General features: G+C 47.8%; 23 protein-coding genes. 6 read left to right on the top strand and 17 right to left on the bottom strand.

The annotated features are described in order from the left end of the window. Positions 1-233: 233 nt before the first annotated feature. The 8 genes from HMPREF1863_RS01780 to HMPREF1863_RS01745 form a co-directional block, all read right to left on the bottom strand. Positions 234-773: an NYN domain-containing protein gene (locus HMPREF1863_RS01780; RefSeq protein WP_068366842.1), complete on the bottom strand. Its 540-nt coding sequence runs from the start codon at positions 771-773 to the stop codon at positions 234-236. After that, positions 751-1,494: a 23S rRNA (guanosine(2251)-2'-O)-methyltransferase RlmB gene (gene rlmB / locus HMPREF1863_RS01775; protein ID WP_068366840.1), complete on the bottom strand. Its 744-nt coding sequence runs from the start codon at positions 1,492-1,494 to the stop codon at positions 751-753. Before rlmB ends, HMPREF1863_RS01780 begins: the two co-directional genes overlap by 23 nt. Beyond that, positions 1,479-2,252, bottom strand: coding sequence for an FAD-dependent thymidylate synthase (gene thyX, locus HMPREF1863_RS01770; RefSeq protein ID WP_068366838.1), 774 nt, complete (start codon positions 2,250-2,252; stop codon positions 1,479-1,481). Before thyX ends, rlmB begins: the two co-directional genes overlap by 16 nt. Further along, a complete protein-coding gene (locus HMPREF1863_RS01765) occupies positions 2,242-2,670 on the bottom strand; it encodes a Mini-ribonuclease 3 (protein ID WP_068366836.1) in 429 nt (142 codons plus the stop codon). The genes thyX and HMPREF1863_RS01765 overlap by 11 nt, the downstream gene beginning before the upstream one ends. Beyond that, positions 2,655-4,043, bottom strand: a complete 1,389-nt coding sequence (cysS, locus tag HMPREF1863_RS01760; protein ID WP_068366834.1) for a cysteine--tRNA ligase — start codon at positions 4,041-4,043, stop codon at positions 2,655-2,657. The genes HMPREF1863_RS01765 and cysS overlap by 16 nt, the downstream gene beginning before the upstream one ends. Positions 4,044-4,060: 17 nt before the next feature. Continuing rightward, entirely contained in the window at positions 4,061-5,056 is a 996-nt protein-coding gene (locus HMPREF1863_RS01755; RefSeq protein WP_068366832.1) for a hypothetical protein, read from the bottom strand. A gap of 123 nt (positions 5,057-5,179) precedes the next feature. Beyond that, positions 5,180-6,808 (bottom strand): chaperonin GroEL, encoded by a 1,629-nt coding sequence (gene groL / locus HMPREF1863_RS01750; RefSeq protein ID WP_068366830.1) that lies wholly within the window; start codon positions 6,806-6,808, stop codon positions 5,180-5,182. A gap of 36 nt (positions 6,809-6,844) precedes the next feature. After that, positions 6,845-7,126, bottom strand: coding sequence for a co-chaperone GroES (locus tag HMPREF1863_RS01745; RefSeq protein WP_068366828.1), 282 nt, complete (start codon positions 7,124-7,126; stop codon positions 6,845-6,847). A gap of 311 nt (positions 7,127-7,437) precedes the next feature. Here HMPREF1863_RS01745 and nrdD point away from each other — a divergent pair, with 311 nt between their 5' ends. Both nrdD and nrdG read left to right on the top strand, forming a co-directional pair. Further along, positions 7,438-9,597: an anaerobic ribonucleoside-triphosphate reductase gene (nrdD, locus tag HMPREF1863_RS01740; protein WP_232300086.1), complete on the top strand. Its 2,160-nt coding sequence runs from the start codon at positions 7,438-7,440 to the stop codon at positions 9,595-9,597. A gap of 1 nt (position 9,598) precedes the next feature. Then, positions 9,599-10,102 carry an anaerobic ribonucleoside-triphosphate reductase activating protein gene (gene nrdG, locus HMPREF1863_RS01735; RefSeq protein ID WP_068366826.1) on the top strand — a complete coding sequence of 168 codons (504 nt, stop codon included), beginning with the start codon at positions 9,599-9,601 and terminating at the stop codon, positions 10,100-10,102. Positions 10,103-10,133: 31 nt separating this feature from the next. Here the strand turns inward: nrdG and HMPREF1863_RS01730 are convergent, their stop codons facing one another. Genes HMPREF1863_RS01730 through HMPREF1863_RS01720 form a run of 3 tightly spaced genes read right to left on the bottom strand, consistent with a single transcriptional unit; the run spans position 10,134 to position 12,316 of the window. After that, positions 10,134-10,835: a DUF554 domain-containing protein gene (locus tag HMPREF1863_RS01730; protein WP_068366824.1), complete on the bottom strand. Its 702-nt coding sequence runs from the start codon at positions 10,833-10,835 to the stop codon at positions 10,134-10,136. Beyond that, positions 10,832-11,620, bottom strand: coding sequence for a DNA-3-methyladenine glycosylase family protein (locus tag HMPREF1863_RS01725; protein ID WP_198142695.1), 789 nt, complete (start codon positions 11,618-11,620; stop codon positions 10,832-10,834). Before HMPREF1863_RS01725 ends, HMPREF1863_RS01730 begins: the two co-directional genes overlap by 4 nt. 54 nt (positions 11,621-11,674) lie before the next feature. Continuing rightward, complete coding sequence (locus tag HMPREF1863_RS01720) at positions 11,675-12,316, bottom strand: redox-sensing transcriptional repressor Rex (protein WP_068366820.1); 642 nt, start codon at positions 12,314-12,316, stop codon at positions 11,675-11,677. A 171-nt stretch (positions 12,317-12,487) separates the two neighbouring features. On the opposite strand from HMPREF1863_RS01720, the gene abc-f reads away from it, so the two are divergent. Then, complete coding sequence (gene abc-f, locus HMPREF1863_RS01715; RefSeq protein WP_068366817.1) at positions 12,488-14,389, top strand: ribosomal protection-like ABC-F family protein; 1,902 nt, start codon at positions 12,488-12,490, stop codon at positions 14,387-14,389. Positions 14,390-14,851: 462 nt separating this feature from the next. Here abc-f and tsaD read toward each other — a convergent pair whose 3' ends face one another. From tsaD to tsaE, 4 genes are read right to left on the bottom strand one after another with little or no spacing between them, the layout of a single operon-like run. Beyond that, positions 14,852-15,847, bottom strand: a complete 996-nt coding sequence (gene tsaD, locus HMPREF1863_RS01710; protein WP_068366815.1) for a tRNA (adenosine(37)-N6)-threonylcarbamoyltransferase complex transferase subunit TsaD — start codon at positions 15,845-15,847, stop codon at positions 14,852-14,854. A gap of 1 nt (position 15,848) precedes the next feature. After that, positions 15,849-16,292, bottom strand: coding sequence for a ribosomal protein S18-alanine N-acetyltransferase (rimI, locus tag HMPREF1863_RS01705; protein WP_068366813.1), 444 nt, complete (start codon positions 16,290-16,292; stop codon positions 15,849-15,851). Next, positions 16,270-16,971: a tRNA (adenosine(37)-N6)-threonylcarbamoyltransferase complex dimerization subunit type 1 TsaB gene (tsaB, locus tag HMPREF1863_RS01700; RefSeq protein WP_068366811.1), complete on the bottom strand. Its 702-nt coding sequence runs from the start codon at positions 16,969-16,971 to the stop codon at positions 16,270-16,272. The genes rimI and tsaB overlap by 23 nt, the downstream gene beginning before the upstream one ends. After that, positions 16,952-17,416, bottom strand: a complete 465-nt coding sequence (gene tsaE, locus HMPREF1863_RS01695) for a tRNA (adenosine(37)-N6)-threonylcarbamoyltransferase complex ATPase subunit type 1 TsaE (RefSeq protein ID WP_068366809.1) — start codon at positions 17,414-17,416, stop codon at positions 16,952-16,954. The genes tsaB and tsaE overlap by 20 nt, the downstream gene beginning before the upstream one ends. Positions 17,417-17,512: 96 nt before the next feature. On the opposite strand from tsaE, the gene HMPREF1863_RS01690 reads away from it, so the two are divergent. Together HMPREF1863_RS01690 and HMPREF1863_RS01685 are read left to right on the top strand one after the other, a co-directional pair. Further along, on the top strand, positions 17,513-17,887 hold the full coding sequence (locus HMPREF1863_RS01690; RefSeq protein WP_068366807.1) for a VOC family protein: 375 nt from the start codon (positions 17,513-17,515) through the stop codon (positions 17,885-17,887). A gap of 166 nt (positions 17,888-18,053) precedes the next feature. Then, positions 18,054-18,935 (top strand): Abi family protein, encoded by an 882-nt coding sequence (locus HMPREF1863_RS01685; RefSeq protein WP_068366805.1) that lies wholly within the window; start codon positions 18,054-18,056, stop codon positions 18,933-18,935. Positions 18,936-19,026: 91 nt separating this feature from the next. On the opposite strand, the gene HMPREF1863_RS01680 is transcribed toward HMPREF1863_RS01685, so the two are convergent. Beyond that, positions 19,027-20,241: a S1C family serine protease gene (locus tag HMPREF1863_RS01680; protein ID WP_068366803.1), complete on the bottom strand. Its 1,215-nt coding sequence runs from the start codon at positions 20,239-20,241 to the stop codon at positions 19,027-19,029. A gap of 163 nt (positions 20,242-20,404) precedes the next feature. Here HMPREF1863_RS01680 and HMPREF1863_RS01675 point away from each other — a divergent pair, with 163 nt between their 5' ends. Further along, positions 20,405-20,929, top strand: coding sequence for a nitroreductase family protein (locus HMPREF1863_RS01675; protein ID WP_068366801.1), 525 nt, complete (start codon positions 20,405-20,407; stop codon positions 20,927-20,929). A gap of 31 nt (positions 20,930-20,960) precedes the next feature. Here the strand turns inward: HMPREF1863_RS01675 and HMPREF1863_RS01670 are convergent, their stop codons facing one another. Continuing rightward, entirely contained in the window at positions 20,961-21,548 is a 588-nt protein-coding gene (locus HMPREF1863_RS01670; protein WP_068366799.1) for a xanthine phosphoribosyltransferase, read from the bottom strand.

Below are 21,548 nucleotides of genomic sequence, written 5' to 3'. Positions count from 1 at the left end.
ACGGAAACTTCACAAATAACAAAGGCTCTTTGTTTTCTTAATTTTTATTTTAATAGCCGTTTTACAAACAATTTTATCTCTTTCTTTCCATTTGTTTCCGTAAAGCGCAAAATTTTTCGTAAAGAAAAAAGAAAACGCCGACGGGTTTTCTTTCTCTCTGTCCTATTTATTTTTAAAATGCAGCTTCGATTCTCCCAAAGGCTTTTAAGTATCGTGCCTTATTTGGAAGGGCTTTATTCACGTAATTCTTTTTTTAATTTTTCAAGTTTTTTCCTATTGTCCTCATCAAGGGAGGTGGAGAATATTTTGTCCGCGCGAATGTTGCGGGCGGTTTTGCGCGTACGGCCTTTGGCGTTTTTCACGAGGATCTCCAGTTCTCTCGCGCTAATGCGCTTGCCCCCTCGCGCCAAAATGATCTGCTGTTCCACAAAATCGCTGGTGGCGACGGATACATCGTCCATGCGACCCATGGATGCGATTTCGCTTTCGATGTAGCGATCGGCGGTCACCGTTTCCTGTGTAAAGACGACGTCCATGTGTTTGCCCGCCATGACGCTGCCGCTATTACCTTTGACGCGGTAGGCGTCGAACACGAGGATGACGAAGACGTGTTCTGTGGCGGCGTATTCTTCTAAAATATCCGCAAGCAGTTCCCGCGCCTCTTCCAATCTATCGTCGATCATGTTTTGAAAAAGATCCCACGCATTTAACACATTGTAGCCGTCGACGAAAAGATAGGGCTGGCTGCGTTTATATTTTCGTGTGCTTGCCATGGCGCTGCCTTACAATTTCGTAGAGAAAAATCGAGGCCGCCACCGACGCATTTAAGGATTCAAATTTCCCCGGCATGGGGATGGAAAGGAGGGCATCCACGTGTTCTTTCGTTTTTTGGGCTATGCCCTTTCCCTCATTGCCTATGACGATGGCAATGGGCCCTGTGAGATCGGCGTCGTAAAGGTTTCCCTCGCCGGCATCGGCGCCGTAAACCCATACATTGCGGCTCTTTAATTCTTCAACCGTTCGATTCATGTTGGTCACTTTGGCGACGAGCATATGATCCACTGCCCCAGCCGATGTTTTATACACCGTGCCGTTGATTTCGGCGGAGCGATTTTTAGGGATGACGACGCCGTGGGCACCCATGGCCACCGCCGAGCGGATAATGGCGCCGAGATTGTGGGGATCTTGGATGCTGTCCAAGAGAATAATGAGGGGATCTTCTCCTCGCTCCTCGGCGCGGCGGAACATGTCCTCGAGAGTGGAATAGGTAAAGTTCGTAACGTAGGCTACGACGCCCTGATGGTTTTTCCCATCGACCATTTCATCTAATCGGGATTTTTCTCTTTCTCGAACATCTACGCCCATGGCCTTGGCTTTTCCGCGAATTTTTTTCACCGTACCGTCGGTAAGACCTTTTTGAATAAAAAGTCTGTCGACCTTATCCTCCAAGGCTTCCAGTACGGGATTGCGGCCGAAAATTATTGTTTCGTCCATAATTCCTCCTTATAAAACCGGCGCACTTCTTGAATTTTGCCGCAGGTCATGGCGCCTTCCGGGCAACCGCCTTTAACGCAGGGGGGACCCGCCTTTTTAAATAAAGCCGGCGCCGTGTTCATTACTTCTTTTAACATGGCCAGTGCCATGTCGCGAATTTCCCATTGGGCGCGCAGACAGAGGCGCATGTGGAAAAAGTGGAGCAAGCTGCGGGCGTTCATGGTCAAGACGATTTTCGTCTCGCAGGCGTTGGGCAGTACGTAGCGGGCATCTTCGATGGCGCGTTTTTCCGCTTGGCGAGCGGCTTTTTTCTCCTCCATTCCCTCTGCGATGTAGTTATCATAATGTTTTTTTTGAAGGATGTCGGTAATATTATGGTAGCTTTCATTGGCCGCTTCCATGCTCTTTAAAAAGACGGCCTCGGCTTCTTCGTCGCCTTTAATGGCGTCGGGGACGATGTAGTCGAATTGATCGAGTTTAACGTAGCGTTGGGATTGCTGAGAATAGCTCGCCAATCGATGGCGCACCAATTGATGGGTAAGCACGCGGCTCACTCCTTCTACGGCAAAGGTAAAGCTCACATGTTCCAAGGGGGAATCGTGACCCATGGATGCGAGCATGGCAACGAAACGCTCCACCTCGTCGTCGTTTAATTTCTTTTCGATTTCCTCCACACCCACCGGCGAGTAGCAAAGCTTGGCGGCCTTTGCGATAGTCGCCTCAGCTTCCGGGGTGTAGGCAATGAGTTTAACATTCATCGTCCCAAATCCTTTCTATTTCCGTAAAATACGTGCGCAGACGCTCCGATTGCCCGGAGGTGTAGAGATAGCCGATCAAACATTCAAAGCCCGTGGCGTTTCGGTAGTCCGCTACGGTGGCGTGTTTCGCCATGGTCTTTTGATGGGTATTCCGTCCTCTTTTAAAAATGGCGGCTTCTTCTTCCGTAAAAAGAGGCTCCAGCTTTAAGGCGATTTCCGCCTGAGCGGACGCTTTGGCATGCTGCGCCGATGCTCTGTGGAGCCGGGATACTTTTTCCTTTCTGTGAAGGATTTTGCTCCTTATAAAAACCTCGTAGACCCCGTCGCCGATATACGCAAGAACGAGGGGATTTTGCCCCCTCGCCTCGTCTTCCGTCCACTGAGGAGCGGAGAAATATTCTCTTACATCTTTTTCCACAAAGTGCCCTCTCTCGTATCTTCGATGGCGATGCCCCGATCGGCCAATTCGTCGCGAATGGCGTCGGCTCTTGCGAAATCTTTATTTTTCCGCGCTTCCTTACGCTCTTCGAGGAGCGCTTCGATTTCCGATGCATCTATTTCGTCGCGGCGACCTAAAATACCCAGAACGCCTGCCAACTCCATAAACACGTCGTAGGCATCTTGAAGACTGTCTTTTTTTGCCCCGGAGGCGATGTGGGTGTTAATGTCTCGCGCCAAACTGAAGAGACTGCCCGTGGCTTTGGCCGTGTTTAAGTCGTCTTCCATGGCGTCTACAAATTCGCGCTTTTCTTCCACAACTTTTTTGTCCAAATCCTCGTCTCTTCCGCCGGGAATGTCGTTACCTAAAAGCTGTTCCATATGATCTCTTACGCCGTAGAGGCGATCCAAACCCGCCTTGGTTTGTTCCATGGCGTCGTAAGAATAATTGATCGGGCTTCTGTAGTGGGCGCTTAATAGGAAGAAACGGAGTACTTCTAAATCGAATACCTTCGCCACTTCCCGTACAGTGAAAAAATTGCCAAGAGATTTACTCATCTTCGTGCCGTCGACGGTGATCATGCCGTTGTGAAGCCAGTAATTGGCAAAGGTCTTGCCCGTTAAGGTTTCCGATTGGGCGATTTCGTTTTCGTGGTGAGGAAATTGCAAATCTTCCCCGCCGGAGTGAATGTCGATGGTATCGCCGAGAAGGGTTTTCGCCATAACCGAACATTCGATATGCCAACCCGGTCGGCCATCGCCCCAAGGTGAGGGCCACGCAGGTTCTCCTTCTTTTTTACCTTTCCAAAGCACGAAGTCACCGGGATTTTTCTTTTCGCTGTTTACTTCGATCCGCGCTCCGCTTTGGAGTTCGTCGATGTTTTTGCCGGAAAGCTTGCCGTAATCTTTTGCCTTCGTAATGTCGAAATAAACGTCGCCGTTGAGAGGGTATGCCACATCTTTTGCCACAAGCCCTGCAATAAAGTCTTCGATTTCGTCGATAAATTCCGTGGCGCGGGGATTTTTCGTGTCGTAGGTATAGAGATTAAGCCCATTGGCATCTTGTTTAAACTCGGCGATGTATTTTTCGGCAATGTCTTTTACCGTGGAATTTTCTTCAATGGCACGGTTAATGAGCTTGTCGTCGATATCTGTAAAGTTGACGACAAAATCCACATCGTAGCCTTTGTAAATGAAAAAGCGGCGAAGGGTATCGAACACTACCAGGGGGCGGGCGTTCCCTACGTGAATAAAGTTATAAACCGTCGGGCCGCAATTGTACATCCGCACCTTGTTTTCGTCGATGGGGACGAATTCTTCTTTCGTTCGGGTCATGGAGTTAAATAGTTTCACAATGGGCTCCCTTCTGTTTAAAGGTCGTAGTAATAACTGTTTTCTAATTTATCTCGAATGGCGGAAAAAATATTGTTAATGTCATCATCTTGAATAAAGAGGACCTCTAAATCCCGTCTGCGCACGCCGTCGCGAATACGTTTCACTTCCGGAGGACGTACGGAATTTAAATAGACGAGGACGAGATCGGCGCCGTCTAAGTGGCTTTCGATATTGTCGTTGGAGGGATCGTCGATATGCACCACATCGCCGCCCGCTTCTCTCATGGCCTCGACATGTTCGGAAATGACGTCGCCTTTACCGAAAACGGTCAGTTGCACATTGTCCAGAAATTGATCGGGATGGTCTTCAAACTCCCCGTCTGCATTGTCGTAGGCTGTGAGCACATTTTCGCCGTCGATATTGTGGATCCAAATGATGCGGCCGGCGGAAGGATCCCGTTGCCAGTAGGCGTAATCCACAATGTCTCCTTCATCGACACTTAAATTGCCCAGGCTACCGTCTTCTAAATCGATGCGGATCGTGCCGTCGTCTCCTTCCCCTTCGATGTAAAGGTTGCGATAATCGCCGTCGGATAATACTCTGGCGTAGGAAATGACGCGGCGTTCACTTTCCACAGTTTCCGTGGCCTTTTCCAAAAGTTCGTAGCTGTAAATGTTTTTCAAGTGATTATTATTGTACACGCGCTTGACCACCGTGGCGCGTACTTCGTCGCCTTCGGAAATGTTTTGCATGCGAAGCACTTTTTCCGGGATAAAGACCCGCTCTTCGCCGAGGGTGCCACCGCCCAGTTTTAAATGGACGCGGCCGACATAATGCTCGTCGCCTTCAAAGTCCGATTCCGGTTCCATGGCGCGATCTTCAACTTCCGCTTCCACATCGTAGAGAAGCTCCAAAAGATCCAGCCATTTTTCAAGGCGCGGCCGACGTTCAAACATGTTAAATTCCGTCATATTGTCGATACACGCCTTCATCTCATTTTTAATGTCGTTTACCATATAGTCTTTATTCATTTTATTCTCCATTTCTATTTTAATTACTAACTTTTATTTTAACACGTCCGGCAAAGGAACTCTATACGATAAAAAAATCCCCTCGCCTTTATATGGTAAGGGGATTTGGAATAATTCAGTTGATTACATCATGCCCATGCCGCCGCCCATACCGGCCGCACCTAAATCGGGTGTGTCTTCTTTGATGGTAGCCACAGCTGCTTCTGTGGTGAGAATCATAGCCGATACGCTGGCTGCGTTTTGAAGGGCGCTTCTCGTAACCTTCGTCGGGTCGACGATGCCGGCTTCGATCATGTTCACGTATTTGGAGTTGTAAGCGTCGTAACCAACGCCTGCATCTTCGCCTTTAACGTGTTCTACGATGACGGAACCTTCGGCGCCTGCGTTTTCGGCAATTTGGCGAAGAGGTTCTTCCAATGCGCGAAGAATAATCATCATGCCGGTTTTTTCGTCGCCTTCGCCTTTTTCAGCGAGGGCTTCTACGCATCTAATGCAGTCGACGAGAACGACGCCGCCGCCGGGGACGATGCCTTCTTCCACAGCTGCACGTGTCGCTGCTAGAGCGTCTTCAATGCGGAGCTTGCGTTCTTTAAGTTCAACTTCCGTAGCCGCACCGACTTGGATGACGGCGACGCCGCCGGAAAGTTTGGCGAGGCGTTCTTGTAATTTTTCGCGATCGAATTCGCTGTCGGTTTCTTCGATTTGAGAACGAATTTGTGCGATACGATCGTCGATGGCGGCTTTGTCTCCTGCGCCGCTGACGATGACGCTCTTATCTTTTTCCACGCGAACTTTTTGTGCGCGGCCGAGCATGTCCACGGTAGCTTCTTTAATATCGTAGCCGAGATCTTCGGTGATCACCGTACCGCCGGTTAAGATGGCGATGTCTTGGAGCATATCTTTTCTGCGATCGCCGTAGCCCGGAGCTTTGACGGCGACGACGTTTAAGGTGCCGCGAAGTTTGTTGACCACAAGTGTTGCCAATGCTTCCCCTTCAATATCGTCTGCAATTAAGAGGACGGGTCGGGATTCTTGAAGCACTTGTTCCAAGACGGGCAAAATGTCTTGAATGTTGCTGATTTTTTTATCCGTAATTAAAATATAGGGATCGTCTAATTCGGCGACGCGTTTTTCCCCGTCGGTTACCATATAGGGGCTTAAATAGCCGCGGTCGAATTGCATACCTTCCACAACGTCTAATTGAGTGCCCATGGAACGGGATTCTTCTACAGTAATGACGCCGTCTTTACCTACTTTTTCCATGGCTTCGGCGATAAGTTCGCCGATGGTTTCATTGGCTGCGGAAATAGCGGCGACATTGGCGATGGCGGCGCTGTTGTCCACGGGAACGGAGAATTTCTTAAGTTCTTCTACGACGGCATCGACCGCTTTGGTAATGCCTTTTTGAAGAACCATGGGGTTTGCGCCGGCTGCCAAGTTTTTAGCGCCTTCGCGAATAATCGCTTGTGCAAGCAGCGTCGCCGTGGTGGTGCCGTCGCCTGCTACGTCGTTGGTTTTGGTGGCAACTTCTTTTACCAGTTGAGCACCCATGTTTTCGAAGCGATCTTCAAGCTCCACTTCTCGCGCAATGGTGACGCCGTCGTTTGTAATTAAGGGCGCGCCGAATTCCTTATCCAATACGACGTTTCTGCCCTTGGGGCCTAATGTAACTTTTACTGTATCCGCTAATTTGTTGATGCCTGCAATAAGACCTTCTCTGGCATCTGTACTGAATTTAATATCTTTAGCCATACTATCTCCTCGTTTCTACACTTATCCTAATTTTATTTAACCTAATTTAGCCAGTAAATCTTGGTATTTAATGACGATGACGCTTTCGCCTTCGATTTCCACTTCGTTGCCGGCGTATTTACTGTAAATAACGCGATCGCCCGCTTTAACATCACATTGGATTTCGTCGGAATTTTTTAAATCTTCACTTACGGCAATAACTTCCGCAATATTGGATTCTTCTTTCGCCGTATCGGGCAATACGATGCCGCTGGCCGTAACATTTTCTTTTTCTATTTTTTGAATAACAACTCTTTCACCTAATGGTTTAATCGTCATAAGAGACCTCCTCAAAACTTATTAGCACTTGATCTGTTTGAGTGCCAACTCACATTAATATAATACCACAGATTTAAATTTTGTAAACAAGAAAAGAATTTTAAAGCCCCGTCCCCAGAACTTAGCCTTTTCTTAGACTTTCTGTGTCATTTCGCAAGCACAACATATAGGAAAATTTCGAAAAAATATTCCATTTGATCCCTATATGTAGTATACTGATCGAGGATAAAAAAAGATGGCGCACTGCCGTCTTTTCATTTAGATACATGCCCCGTTGAGGGTTCGGATAGATTCTACTAAAAGGAGGACATATGACAGCACAAATGATTATTAAGCGCGACGGCCGCGCGGCAACATTCGACGGCGAGAAAATCGTCATTGCCATTGAAAAGGCCATGCATTCGCCTACAGGTTACATGATTGAAGGACAGGCCCGAGACATTGCAAGGGAAATCGAAAATGAAATTTCTACAGGCGCTCTTTCGTCCACGGTTTTGCAAGTGGAAAAACGGGTTTTCGAAAAACTCGTCGAAAAAGGCAATGTGGCTACGGCGAAATCCTACGAATCCTACCGCTCGGTACAGTCCTTTAAAAGAGAAAGCAATTCTACCGACCGCTCCATCGAAGGGCTTTTAGATTATTCCGACGCCGACATTATGGATGAAAACTCCAACAAAAATGCCGTGGTCGTCTCCACCCAACGGGATCTTATTGCCGGGGAAGTGTCGAAAGACATCGCACGCCGCCGCATTCTCCCCACCGACATCGTCACCGCCCACGATTCCGGCGCCATTCACGTCCACGACATGGACTACTATATTCAACCCATGTTCAACTGCTGCCTCATTAATTTAGAGGACATGCTCGCAAACGGCACCGTCGTCAACGGCAAAATGATCGAATCGCCGAGAAGTTTCCAAACGGCGTGCACCATTACTACGCAAATCATTGCCCAAGTGGCATCGGGTCAATTCGGCGGCCAATCCATCAACGGCATCGACCGCATTTTGGCGCCCTACGTTCGCAGAAGTTTCGAAAAACATTTAGAAGCGGCCATTGCCGATCAGCTGGATATTTACGGCATGGAAGAAGCAGACATCGACACGGCGAAAAAAGTGGCGTGGAAACGTACGAAACGGGAAATTAAATCCGGCGTACAAACCATTCAATACCAAATCAACACCCTTATGACCACTAACGGTCAAGCGCCTTTCGTTACCCTCTTTATGTATTTCGATCCCAAGGACGAATACGCCTATGAAGCGTCTCTGATTACGGAAGAAATTTTAAGACAACGTATCGACGGCATTAAAAACAAACAAGGCATTAACGTTACTCCGGCTTTCCCGAAATTAGTCTACGTTTTAGACGAACATAATATTCACGAAGATTCTCCCTATTATTATTTGACGCGTCTCGCCGCCACCTGTACGGCCAAGCGTATGTATCCCGACTATATTTCCGCGAAAAAAATGAAGGAAATTTACGAAGGCAATGTCTTCGCACCCATGGGCTGCCGCTCTTTCCTCTCTCCCTGGAAAGATAAAGACGGAAATTTCAAATTCGACGGCCGCTTCAATATGGGCGTGGTCAGCATTAACTTGGCACAAATCGGCATTTTATCCGGCCAAGACGAAGAAGCTTATTTCGATCTTTTAAATAAACGTCTCGAGCTCGTAAAACAAGCCCTTTTAATTCGCTACGAGCGATTAAAAGATGTTACGAGCGATGTCAGCCCCATTCACTGGCAAGACGGCGCCATCGCCCGTTTAGATGCCGGCGAAAAAATCACCGAGTATTTACAAGACGGCTACTCCACCCTTTCCTTGGGCTACATCGGCGTCTACGAAGCGACAAAATGCGTCATCGGCAAATCTCACACCTCTGAAGAAGGCCACGCTTTTGCTCTAAAGCTTATGCACACACTGCGCGACGCTGTGGATCGCTGGAAGGAAGAAACGGGTCTGGGCTTCGCCCTTTACGGCACGCCGGCGGAATCTTTGACCAATCGTTTCGCTTCCATCGACAAAGCTACTTTCGGCGAAATCAAAGACATTACGGATAAAGGCTACTACACCAACAGCTACCACGTAGATGTTCGAGAAGATATTAATGTCTTCGACAAATTCTCTTTCGAAAGTGAATTCCAAAAAATTTCCACCGGCGGCTGCATCAGCTACGTGGAAATTCCCAATATGAATCAAAACGTCGACGCCGTTCTCACCATGATGAAGTATATTTACGATCACATTTCCTACGCGGAATTTAATACGAAATCCGATTACTGCGCGGAATGCGGTTACGACGGCGAAATTAAAGTAAACGAACACGGCGATTGGGAATGTCCCCAATGCGGCAATCACGATCGCAACCGCCTGACGGTTATTCGCAGAACCTGCGGGTATTTAGGCGAAAATTTCTGGAACGAAGGCAGAACAAAGGAAATTTCCGCTCGCGTCCTCCACATTTAGTATGTACGGCCATTACGCACAAATACGACCTTTAGATGTAGCCAATGGAAAGGGCATCCGCGTGTCCGTCTTCGTCACCGGATGCTCCAGAGGCTGCAAAAATTGCTTTAACGAAATCTACCAGGATCCGACCTACGGGGATCAATGGACCGAGGAAACCACCGAAGAGCTGATTTCTTATTTAGATCGGCCGGAAGTGGCGGGGCTTACCCTCTTAGGCGGCGAACCTATGGAAAATACATGGCTCGCCGACGTGTTGGACGAGGTTCAAAAAAAAGTAGACAAACCCGTATGGATCTATTCGGGCTACACCTTCGAAGAAATCCTAAAAGATCCGGATAAAAAAAAGCTCCTCGCCAAATGCCACGTCCTCGTGGACGGACCCTTTATCGAAGAGCAGAAAAATTTGAAAATCGCCTTTAGGGGCAGCGAAAACCAACGCATTCTCCACGTACAAAGAAGTTTGAGAGAAGGTCGCCCCCAATGGTTGGAAGAGTATAAATAAAAGAAAGCACGGCGCAAACCGTGCTTTTTTATTACATCCAAAGGGTCATGAGAGCGCGAATAGCGAAGACCACAATAAAAGAGGGGAGCATATTGGATACACGAAACTCCTTGATCTTTAAAATGCCGAATCCGATAGCGAGAATAGTAATTCCCCCGATAGACGTCAGGTCGGCGAGAATCACGTCGTTTATAAAGGGGGCGAGAGAACTCGACGCCAAAACCAGTGCCCCTTGATAGATAAAGGTGGGGATCGCCGAAAGAGCGACGCCGATACCCATAGAAGAGGCGAACATCAGGGCGGTCATGCCGTCCAGGGCGCTTTTAATAAAAAAGGTTTCCGGATTATGGCCTATTCCCGCCTCCAGCGCGCCGACGATGGCCATGGGTCCGACGCAAAATAAAATCGACGATTGAATAGCGGCGGTCATGGGGCCTACACCTCCGTCATCCATTCCTCGGGTGCGAATTTTTGCATCGACTCTGTCGCCGAAGCGTCTTAACGCGCCATCGATATCCAAGGCGGCGCCAATGCCCGAGCCGATGGCTATAGACATCATGACGACGAAAAACTCGTCGGCCTTAAGGGCCATTTGAACACCCATGGCCATAACGCTTAAAGGTAGGACGAGGAGCACCTGATCCTGAACTCGATCCGGAATATGCTTCCCAATCAATTTCCCCATCACCGCCAAAATAGCAATAGCGAGGGCGTTGGTAATAACACCGATCATAAATTCCTCTTTTCTCGTTCACTTAAAAATAATAATTGCTGAATATAGCCTGCGTCGTCGCCGAAGCGCTCCATGCCGTATTGGCTCATAGCTTTTCTCGACGAAAAACGGCCAAAGCGGGCCATGGACTTTTCCACCCACGTATCCACGGGAAAGGCATCGCCCTTTCCGTAACCGAAGAGCAAAATACAATCTGCCACTTTAGGCCCTACGCCGGGAAGGGTCATAACATATTTCTTCGCCTCGTCGTATGCCATGGCAAAAGGTGCATTTAAATCGAAACCTCCCTCCTCTATCATGGTCGCTGCCCCTATAAGGTAGCGGTCCCGGTACCCGGCGCCGAGGGCACGAAGATCTTCCGGGGAGCAAGCGGCGAGAACATTCGGCGCGGGAAGGGCGTAGGCCGCAAGACCCTCCGCTTTTCCGAGAAGGGTGCCGTAGGTTTTTGAAAGATCCAACACGCTGCGGCGTATGCGCAGTAGATTATTATTCGCCGATAAAATATAGGAGACCATGGCTTCCCATGGCGATTGGCGCAATATACGAAGAGGCAAATAGGGGGCGAGGTCTTTTAAATCCTCGCTTTCTTCCACCATCTTCGCCACCTTTTCGTAATCTCTGTATCCGTCGATAAAGCGAAAAAAGGCATCCTCATCCCCTTTTATAAGGGCGCCCTCTTTTAGAAAAAAAGCCTCTTCGCCATTTACCAACGCGTAGAGGTTTTCTTTTTTCTCCCAATGGTGATACTGTCCGCTTTCGATGGTCATGGCTAAATGAGACAACATGGCAACTCTTTTCTGTACAAAAATAAGAGCAGGCATCGCCCGCTCTTACATTTACTAGCGATCGTCTTCGGTTAAGTAATAACTTAATGTTAAGAGGCTGTCCGTTAAACGAATATTTTCTACGATCACGTCATCCATTTCTTCGAGATCTTCCGGCGCAAAGTTCCAAATGCCGCGAATACCGCATGCCGCCAAACGATCGGCGATGGCTTGGGCTCCTTCTTTGGGAACGGTTAAAATCGCCACGCTGACTTCGCCGTGTTCCTTTAAGAAGTCTTCCAGCTCGTCTACGGATTTTACCACGTGTTTACCTACGGATGTGCCGACGACGTGTTCGTCGCGGTCAAACATGGCCACAATTTCAAAGCCGCTGTCTAAGAAGCCTTTGTAATTGCTGATGACGCTTCCCAGGCGACCGGAACCGATAATCACCGTTTTGTAAATGGTGGAAATACCTAAAATGTTTTCGAGCTCAGCTTTTAACACGGCGACTTTATAGCCGTAACCTTGTTGGCCGAATCCGCCGAAGTTATTTAAGTCTTGGCGAATTTGCGACGCCGTAAAACCTGTAAGGTCGCTTAACTCTTGAGACGAAATGCGATCTTCGCCCTTCTCGTGTAATTCACTTAAATAGCGATGATATTTCGGAAGACGTCTGATGACGGTCTCCGATACTTTATTTTTGTTATTTGCCATTTATATCACCTTTCAAACGCACAATAGATTTATTATTATTTGATAGGAATCTATCTATTACTTTCATAGTATACAGAAAATTTCAAACCTTGGGAAGAGCTATTTGAAAGTTTAACGACTTTTTCTACCTCTCTATATCTGTTATTATGGTGGAATGAGGAGGAAAAAGAGTTGGCAATCTTATCGGCACAAAATTTATCCAAGACATTTTACATCGAACCCATTTTTTCGGATGTGGGTTTTTTAATCGAACCCGGGGAAAAAATCGGCCTGATCGGCTCCAACGGCAGCGGTAAAACCACCTTAATGGAAATGCTCGCAGGGGATCTTTCCCCCGATACCGGCGACATTTCTACGACGAAGGATCTTCATATCGGTTATTTGGAACAACACGTTTCCATTACTCCCGGAGCCAGTATTTACGAAGAATGTATGGCCTCTTTCCAATCGGTCATCGACATGGAAAAAGATATTCGTCGCATGGAAGAGGACATGGCCCGCGTACAGGGGGAAGAACTGGAGCTTTTAATTAATCGCTACCAAAACCTGGTGGATCATTATGAAAAAAGCGGCGGCTATAGCAGAGAAAGCGCCGTAACGGGCGCCCTTCGCGGCTTAGGCTTTTCTGAAGCGGAAATGGCCATGCCGGCGGATAATCTTTCCGGCGGACAGAAATCTCGCCTCGCCCTCGCCAAACTGCTCCTCCACGAACCCGATCTTTTGCTTTTAGACGAGCCCACCAACCACTTGGATATGGAATCCATCGCCTGGCTCGAAAAATTTCTGAAGGCTTTTAAAGGCGCCGTCGTGGTCATCAGTCACGACCGCTATTTTTTGGATAATATCGTGGATCGCATTTTCTTCCTCCACAGGGGAAGCCTTTCCAGCTACAATGGTAATTACACCAATTTCGTGCGCCGTAGACGGGAAAATCTCGAACAGCAACGCCACGCCTATTTAATGCAGCAGCGTGAAATTAAGCGGCAGGAAGCCATGATCGATCGGCTCAGCAGCTGGAATCGTGAAAAAAGTTTAAAAACGGCGCGGAGTAAACAAAAGCAACTGGATAAAATGGAGCGCATCGAGGATGTGCAAAACGACAAGCAAATGGTGCTCCGTTTCGAGCCGGAAAAAGAAAGCGGCCGAGACGTGCTCCGCGTGGAAAATGTGAAAAAAGAATTTCCCGGAAAGCCCCTTTTCGAAAACATCACCTTCCCCATTTACAAAGGGGAACGGGTGGGCCTTATCGGCCCCAACGGCATCGGGAAGAGTACCCTCTTTAAAATGATTTTAGGGGAAGAATCCCTAACCGAAGGCACTATTACCGAGGGCACCGGCGTCACCGTCGCCTATTTCGATCAGGAAATGGCGACCCTGGACGATATGAAAACCGTGGAGGATGAACTTTGGGATCGCTACCCGAAGCTCGACCGCTACCATATTTACGCCTACCTCGCCCGCTTCCTCTTTACGGGAGACGATTTGAAAAAGCGCATCGGCGATCTTTCCGGCGGCGAAAAAGGGCGGCTCTCTCTTTTGATTATTATGTTGAGCGGCGCCAACTTCCTCCTTCTCGACGAGCCCACCAATCACTTGGACATCGAAAGCAAGGAATCGCTCGAGTCGGCGCTCAGAGATTACGCCGGCACGATTTTAACCATTAGCCACGACCGCTACTTTTTAAACAGCGTGGCGACGAAAATCGTCTGCCTCACGGAAGAAGGTGTCTTTATGGTGGAAGGGGATTACAATTACTTCCTTGAAAAATGGGAAGCCGCCCACGCCGAGGAAGAGATAGACGAAGAAGATATTACGAAGACGCAAATCGTAAAGGAAAAAAAGAAGACGAGGGAAGAACAAAAGCGAGCCCGCGCACAGAAAAAAGAATTAAAGGCGCTGGAAGGCGAACTTCACGCCTTGGAAGAGGAAATTCATTCTATAGACGAAGCCCTCGCCGATCCGAAAACCTACGAGGACCACACGGTGGCGCTGGAACTTTCGGAAAAGCGCGACGCCCTTCAGAAAACATTAGATGCTCTGTACGACAAATGGTTCGAACTTTCCGACGACTAAAGCAATCACGTGATGATTGCTTTTTTTCTTTGCATCATACCTTACACAAGATTAAAAAATGAAGAAAGCGGGGCCAATCCCTTACATTTTAGCGGCAAAAAACGGGACGGCCGCCATTCTTTTTTACCTTCCCTTTTTGCACTATTTTTCCCCATTCTCATTCCGTCTCTGAAAATCTATTTTCTCTTTCCGCGATTTTCCCACATGTTCTCCACACTACACACAGACTTATACACACTCAAGAGACGATGACATCAGGTTTCCACAAACTTATCCACGTTATCCACAGACTTATGCACGTTTTCCTCTGAAATTGTCGACACTCTCTAACGCCATCGTGAGATCCCCTAATTCTACAAATTTGTTTCAATTTTATTTCATCTTTGCACTAATTTCACAAGTTTGCCCCATTCTCACTATCATTTTCTTCGCCTAAATAAAAAAACCGCAGCTGACTGCGGTTTAATCGAGACCTAAATTGGGATCGGCAAAGACACTTTCCTCTTCGCCTTTCATGTAACTGTAATAGCCTACCGAGGCGATCATGGCGCCGTTATCGGTACAGAGAATAGGATCCGGGTAATACACTTCGATGCCCTCTTCAGCTCCTCGCTTTTCCATGGCGGCGCGCAAACCGGAATTGGCGCTGACCCCGCCGGCTAAGACGATTTTCTTTTCGCCGAGCTCATGGGCAAGACGATAGGTTTTTTCCGTGAGCACGTCCACGACGGCGTTTTGAAAACTCGCGGCCATATCCGCCACGCGAATCTCCTCGCCTTTTTGTTTGGCGTTGTTAAGTTCGTTTAAGACGGCGGTTTTAAGCCCGGAAAAACTGAAATCGTAACTGCCCCGCTCCAACATCACTCGGGGAAGTTCGTAAGTTTCCTTCCCCTCTTTGGCAAGTTTGTCGATGACGGGCCCGCCGGGATAGCCGATGTCCATGGCGCGAGCCACTTTATCGAAAGCTTCGCCTGCGGCATCGTCTCGCGTCTTGCCGTAAAGGGTGAAGTCGATGTAATCTTCCACGTGAATTAAATAGCTGTGGCCTCCGGAGACGATGAGGCCGACAAAAGGCGGCTCCAGATCCGGATGGGTCAGGTAATTGGCGCAGACGTGGCCGCGAATGTGGTTTACGCCGACGAAAGGTTTCCCTGTAGCGAGGGCGAGACCGCGTCCCGCCGTAAGCCCTACGAGAAGAGCGCCGATAAGCCCGGGCCCCCGGGTGGCGGCGATAATGTCCACGTCGTCCATGGTGATCTTCGCCTCTTCAAGGGCCAGGTCGATTACCGGGAGAATGGCGGAAACGTGTTTTCGCGAGGCGATCTCCGGTACCACGCCGCCGAATAAGCGGTGAATTTCGATTTGAGATGAAATTATATTTGAAAGAATCTCCCTGCCGTCTTTGACCACGGCCACCGACGTTTCGTCGCAGGACGATTCGATTCCCAGTGTTAGCACATTACCACCTCTTCCAATAAATTAAGCCGTCGCGCTTGATGTGAGCGTAATAATTTTTCCGCACGCCTTCCAGTTCGAAACCGAGGGATTCGTAAAGGGCGATGGCGGCCACATTGTCTTCCCGCACTTCCAGGGTGGCGGCGCGAATGTTTTTTTCGTAGACGGCAAATAAATAATGGTTCATCATGTAGCGGCCGTAGCCGTTGCCGCGAAAATCCCCATCGATTGCCACATTACCGATATGGGCCTGATCCCCTAAAAGCCAGGCACCTACATAACCGATGATCACATCGTGATAGAGGAGCACTTCGTAATACGTGAGGGGATTTTCAAGCTCCCGCTTCCAACTGTCGTAAGACCAGGGGGCGGTAAAGCTCTCTTCCTCGATGCGCATAATATCCTCTAGGTCGTCGGTACAAGCTTCACGCGTCGAGAGATTGTCCATGTTTCCTCCTGTATTCTCGCATTGCCTGAGAAGACCGCAAATAATTAGGTTCCAATTCGTAAGGATTGCTCGCCCCGTCCCGTTCGTATTGCACCAACGCCTCCTCGGCGATAAAGGATGCCCGCACTTGGGAAAGGCTTTGGGGATAGCAGAAAAAGCCTTTCTCCGATGCGCTAAAGCTTTCGCCGTAAGGGGAGAGCCCTTCACCGATAATCGTCGCCCCTTCGGGAAGAGAATCTATCAGCTCGTCCACGGCGACGGCGTCGTCTTTTGTCAGGCGGGTAAGCACGTCCCCTTCTTTTTTAAATTGGGCTGTGTAGACCCGCTTTCTTCTGGCGTCGAAGACGGGCACGACGATGCCGCTTTCCGCTACCTGGCGAGCCAGCGCCGCCAAAGTGGACACGCCTACCACGGGAATATCCAAGGTTTTCGCAAAAATCTTGGCGAGGACGACGGAAATGCGAAGCCCCGTAAAGGAGCCGGGCCCTACGCCTACGGCGATCATGTCCAAATCCTTCATTTCCAAGGCGAGGGCGGAAAGCATCTCCTCGATCATGGAGACCAGGGTTTCCGAATGGGAGAGGCGGCTGTTAATGGAAGAAGCGGCGAGTACCTTCTTGTCTTCCACCACGGCGCAGGTCGTCTCTATGGTCGCCGTATCAAATGCGAGAATTTTCATAAGCCATTACCTCTTTTTCTAAAACTTCCCCCCGCGAGCCTACGCCTTTTGCCGTTATGCGCCGCGTGGTTTCGTCGATCCGCTCAAAATTCAGGATCAAATACTCCTCGGGCAAACTTTCTCCGATGCGATCTGCCCATTCGATAGCGCACACGGAGCCGTCGTCTAAGAGCTCTTCCCCGCCCATTTCAAAAAATTCCTCTTCGTCTTTTAGACGGTAAACGTCGAAATGGTAAAGGGACGGATCCCCTTCGTAAATATTCACAATGGTAAAAGTGGCGCTGGTGACCTCCGAATCCAGCCCCATGCCCTCGGCCAGAGCCTTTACAAATGTAGTTTTCCCCGTGCCCAAATCGCCGTTTAAGGCGAGGACATCGTAGGGTTCGAGCGTGGCGCCTAAAAAACGACCCAGCTCTTGCGTTGCGTTTACTCCCTTGAGTATCATCCTATCCCTCCTAAACCTTTATTATAGCAAAAAAAGATCGTTGGAAAAGTTTTTCGCCTCGTCGTACAATAGAGTCAACGAAAAAAGGAGGCTTTTATGACACCGCTTACGATGACCCTCGGCGTCGAAGACGTACAATCGGCACTTTATTTTTACGGCGATCTCTTTCCCGTGGAAATCAACGAACGACAAGAAAAAGAGGGCGAAATACTCTCCGCCCGTCTTACCCTATTCCATATTCCCTTTGAACTTGTGCGCGATCCCCGCGGACCTCTCGCCGATAATGGCGGCATAACCTTTACAGTGGAAGTGGAAGAAGATCATCTGGAAACACTTTACGACGACGCTCTGGAACGGGACGCCCTTCCCCTGCTGGAACCCTGTTTTTCCGGCGACGGCACACTTAAAACCGCCCTCTTCCTGGATCCCTTCGGATTTAAATGGGCGCTCACAGCAACCGTACGATGTTAGTTCTATAAACTTCGTCTTTATCGATGCTATTAACAGATTATTGGCTTCGCTAATTGATTTCTAGTTTTTCTATGCTATAATTAATCTAACAGAACCTCTCCACGCTTACTGTAGATTTTCTACATGCGGACCACGGAGAGGGCTTTTTTATACTAAGGAGTATTCTATGGAATTAAAACCCGCTTTAAATTACAAGGATCAAATAAAAAAACTGAGGGTCGATCACAATCTGTCAATTACCGATGATACTTTCGCAAAAGAAATTTTGAAAAAGGTAAACTATTACAGACTCTCTGGCTACGGCATTGGTCTTAGAAAGTTCGATAATAAAGAACATTACAAAGACTCCATAAGTATAGAACATCTTTTTAACCTTTACTGCTTCGACAGTCAATTTAAAAATAATCTAATCAGAACCATTGAACAAATAGAAATTGAACTTAGGACTCAAATTGCTTACCACTTATCACTTAAATATGGTGCTGACGTTCTTATGCACGAAAATAATTTTATTTACAAAGCGAATAGAAAGGGGCGAACCATCTATTCCATCATAATTGAAAATTTGAATAATGAAGTTGATAGGCAAAGGAATAAGCCTTTTGTTAAACATCATTTAGAAAAATACGGCGGAAATTTTCCAATCTGGGTATCTGTTGAACTCATGTCTTTCGGAAATTTATCCTCTTTGTTCAGTATTCTTAAGGATGAAGATCAAAAAGAAATTTCTAATCACTACAATACAGATCCTAAGTACTTAAAAAATTGGATTTTATGCCTTGTTGAGGTTAGAAATATTTGTGCCCACTACACCAGACTTTATAATATGCCTTTGAAGGAAACCCCCCGTCTTTATTCTGAGAACGAACAATATAAAGGTAAACAAAATAAAATATTCCCCATCCTTTTAATCATAAAGAGAATTCTAAATGCAAATGACCAATGGAAATCTCTTTTAAAAGATTTAGAAAATACCTTCAACAAATACCAGGGCTACTTTAATTATCGTTTTATGGGTTTTCCTAATAATTGGAAAGACATCCTTTAATTGCTCCTGACAAATTAAGAGCACTAAAAAACGGCGTAGGGCTTTGTTGCCGACTGCGCCGTTTTTTTATATCTTTTTTAAATGACTTATGCTAAGGCATGGGGAAAATGGATTCCGGATCTTCTTGCGGTTCTTCCTGTGCTTGTTGCCGTGCTTGTGGCAGGAATTTCGGCACTTGGTAATCGGTGAAGGTAAGTTTAAGGGTTTGTTTTTTCCCGCCTCTTACGATGACCACATCGACGGAATCTCCGGATTTGTATTTGTAAAGTTCACGGCGCAATTGGCTCATGGAATCGATGGCTTTATCACCGAGTTTTAAAATAATATCGTTGGCTTTGAGTCCCGCCGCAGCCGCCGGTGAGTTGGCTTCCACGCCGCCGACGATAACACCTTTGCCGCCGGTGCCGAGATCGTATCCGCTTCGTTCAATGGCGCTTACGGTGTAGCCGCTCATGCCGAGGGCGACGGAATTGTAATCTCCCGTTCGAATCACTTGTTCCACAATGGGTTTTACCGTATTAATGGGAATGGAAAAGCCCAGCCCTTCCGCCGTGGCAATTTTAACGGAGTTGATCCCTACAACTTCCCCTTCGCTATTTAAAAGGGGGCCGCCGGAATTGCCCGCATTAATGGAAGCGTCGGTTTGAATGAGGCCGTCCATATAATTGCCCTGTACTTCGCCGATGTTTCGATTAAGCCCCGAAATGACCCCTGCCGTTACGGAGCGTTGGAAATCCAAACCTAAAGGATTGCCGATGGCGACGGCGGTTTCGCCGATATTAAGGGCGTCACTGTCGCCCATGGGAAGGGGTTGCAGGCCTTTTTTGTTAATCTTCACAAGACCCAAATCCAATGTTTCATCGGACCAGACCACTTTTCCTTCGGCTTCGGTACCGTCGTTTAAAAGTGTCTTTACTTTATTTCCCGTCTTCCCTACCACGTGGGCATTGGAAAGAATGTAGCCGTCTTCTGAAATAATAAAGCCGCTGCCGCTTCCCTGTACGGCCATGGGGCCCATAAGGGTATTTTTCGTGGTGGATGTTGTAATCCCCACGACAGAGGGCATAGCTTTTTTCGCCACACTTTCCACGACGCCGGTTTCGTGTTTCCGCACTTTCGGCGCGTCGTTGTTTTGATTGCTTGCTACGTTGATGCTCGATTTAGCGGGCATTATATGATAGGTTACGGCGCTACCAACTGCACCGCCGATAAGGGAAAAAATCAGCGCCCATAAAATCAACAGGCCCGGCTTTTTCTTTTTGGCAGGTGAGTAGATGTAGCGGTATTCCTTTTCATCTTCATTCATTATTAAAACTCCTTTCGTCCTTCTTTAAATCTAGTATAAATTTTAAAATTGAACTTCTTGTGAAACCTTTACAAAGATTTAAGATGGGTATAATGTGAAAAGAAAGAAAAGAGTGAAAAATTCGTGACGAATTTTCATAAGTTTATAGTTTAAGGAGGTTTCTATGGATTTTAAAGAAATGATTAAAAAAAGACGGTCCATCCGCAAATACAAACAAGATGAAAAAATGGGCGAAGAAGAATTGCTCGACATTCTAACCTACGCTTCCATGGGGCCCAGTAAGGGCAATACCCATCCGGTGGAATTTCTCGTCATTGACGATGCCGAAAAGAAAAAGGGCTTGGCGGCTATTAAACGTTTCGGTACGAAATACTTAGGGGATGCGCCGCAAATTATCGCCGTCCTCGGCAACAATCCGAGCGAGGTAACCTGGATTGAAGAAGCGACGATTACGGCAAGCTACTTGGGTCTGCTCCTCTTCGACGCCGGCTACTCATCCAGCTGGATTAATATTCGCGGCGAAAAAGCCGACGACGGCAGAGCTGCGGAAGAAGTCGTAAAGGAACTTTTCAATATTCCCGACGATTACGCCGTCCTTTGTCTGATTCCCTTCGGCGTCGCCGACGAACGGATTCCCAGCCGAAAATATTTCGATATTTCCTCAAAAGTACACATGGGCGAATTTTAATAGCAAAAGCCGACGCTTAGCGCCGGCTTTTTTAATGTCCTTCTTTAAATTTTATTTCCTGATTTTTTGAATCGATGGATTCGATGCGCACGATGGAATACACATCCAGCCCCTCTTTTTCGAGACGTTCTCTCCCCGGCTGAAAGCTTTTTTCCACGCAAATGCCGATGCCCGCCACTTTCGCCCCCGCATCACGAACAATCTGCACAAGGCCCATGGACGCTTCACCATTGGCGAGGAAATCGTCGATGATCAGCACGGCATCCTCTTTGTTTAAATAATCCTTCGGCACCATCACCGTGGATGTCGTTTGCTTCGTGTAAGAATAAACTTCCGCCGTATAGGCCTCTTCCGCTTTCAGGGTGGAAGGTTTTTTCTTTTTGGCAAAGAGCATGGGCACGTCGAAATGTGCCGCCACCATAATGGCAGGCGCAATGCCCGACGCTTCTACCGTCATGATTTTAGTAATCCTGCGATCTGAAAAGTGATCGTAAAATTCCTTTTCAATTTCCTTCATCACTCCGGGATCGATTTGATGATTTAAAAAGGAATCGATTTTCAGCACATTCCCCGGGTAAATCACGCCCTCTTCTAAAATACGTTCTTTTAAATAAGACAT

The organism is Aedoeadaptatus coxii (assembly GCF_001553115.1).
Classification (GTDB): Bacteria; Bacillota; Clostridia; order Tissierellales; family Peptoniphilaceae; genus Aedoeadaptatus; species Aedoeadaptatus coxii.
This window is presented reverse-complemented; position numbering and strand designations above follow the sequence as displayed.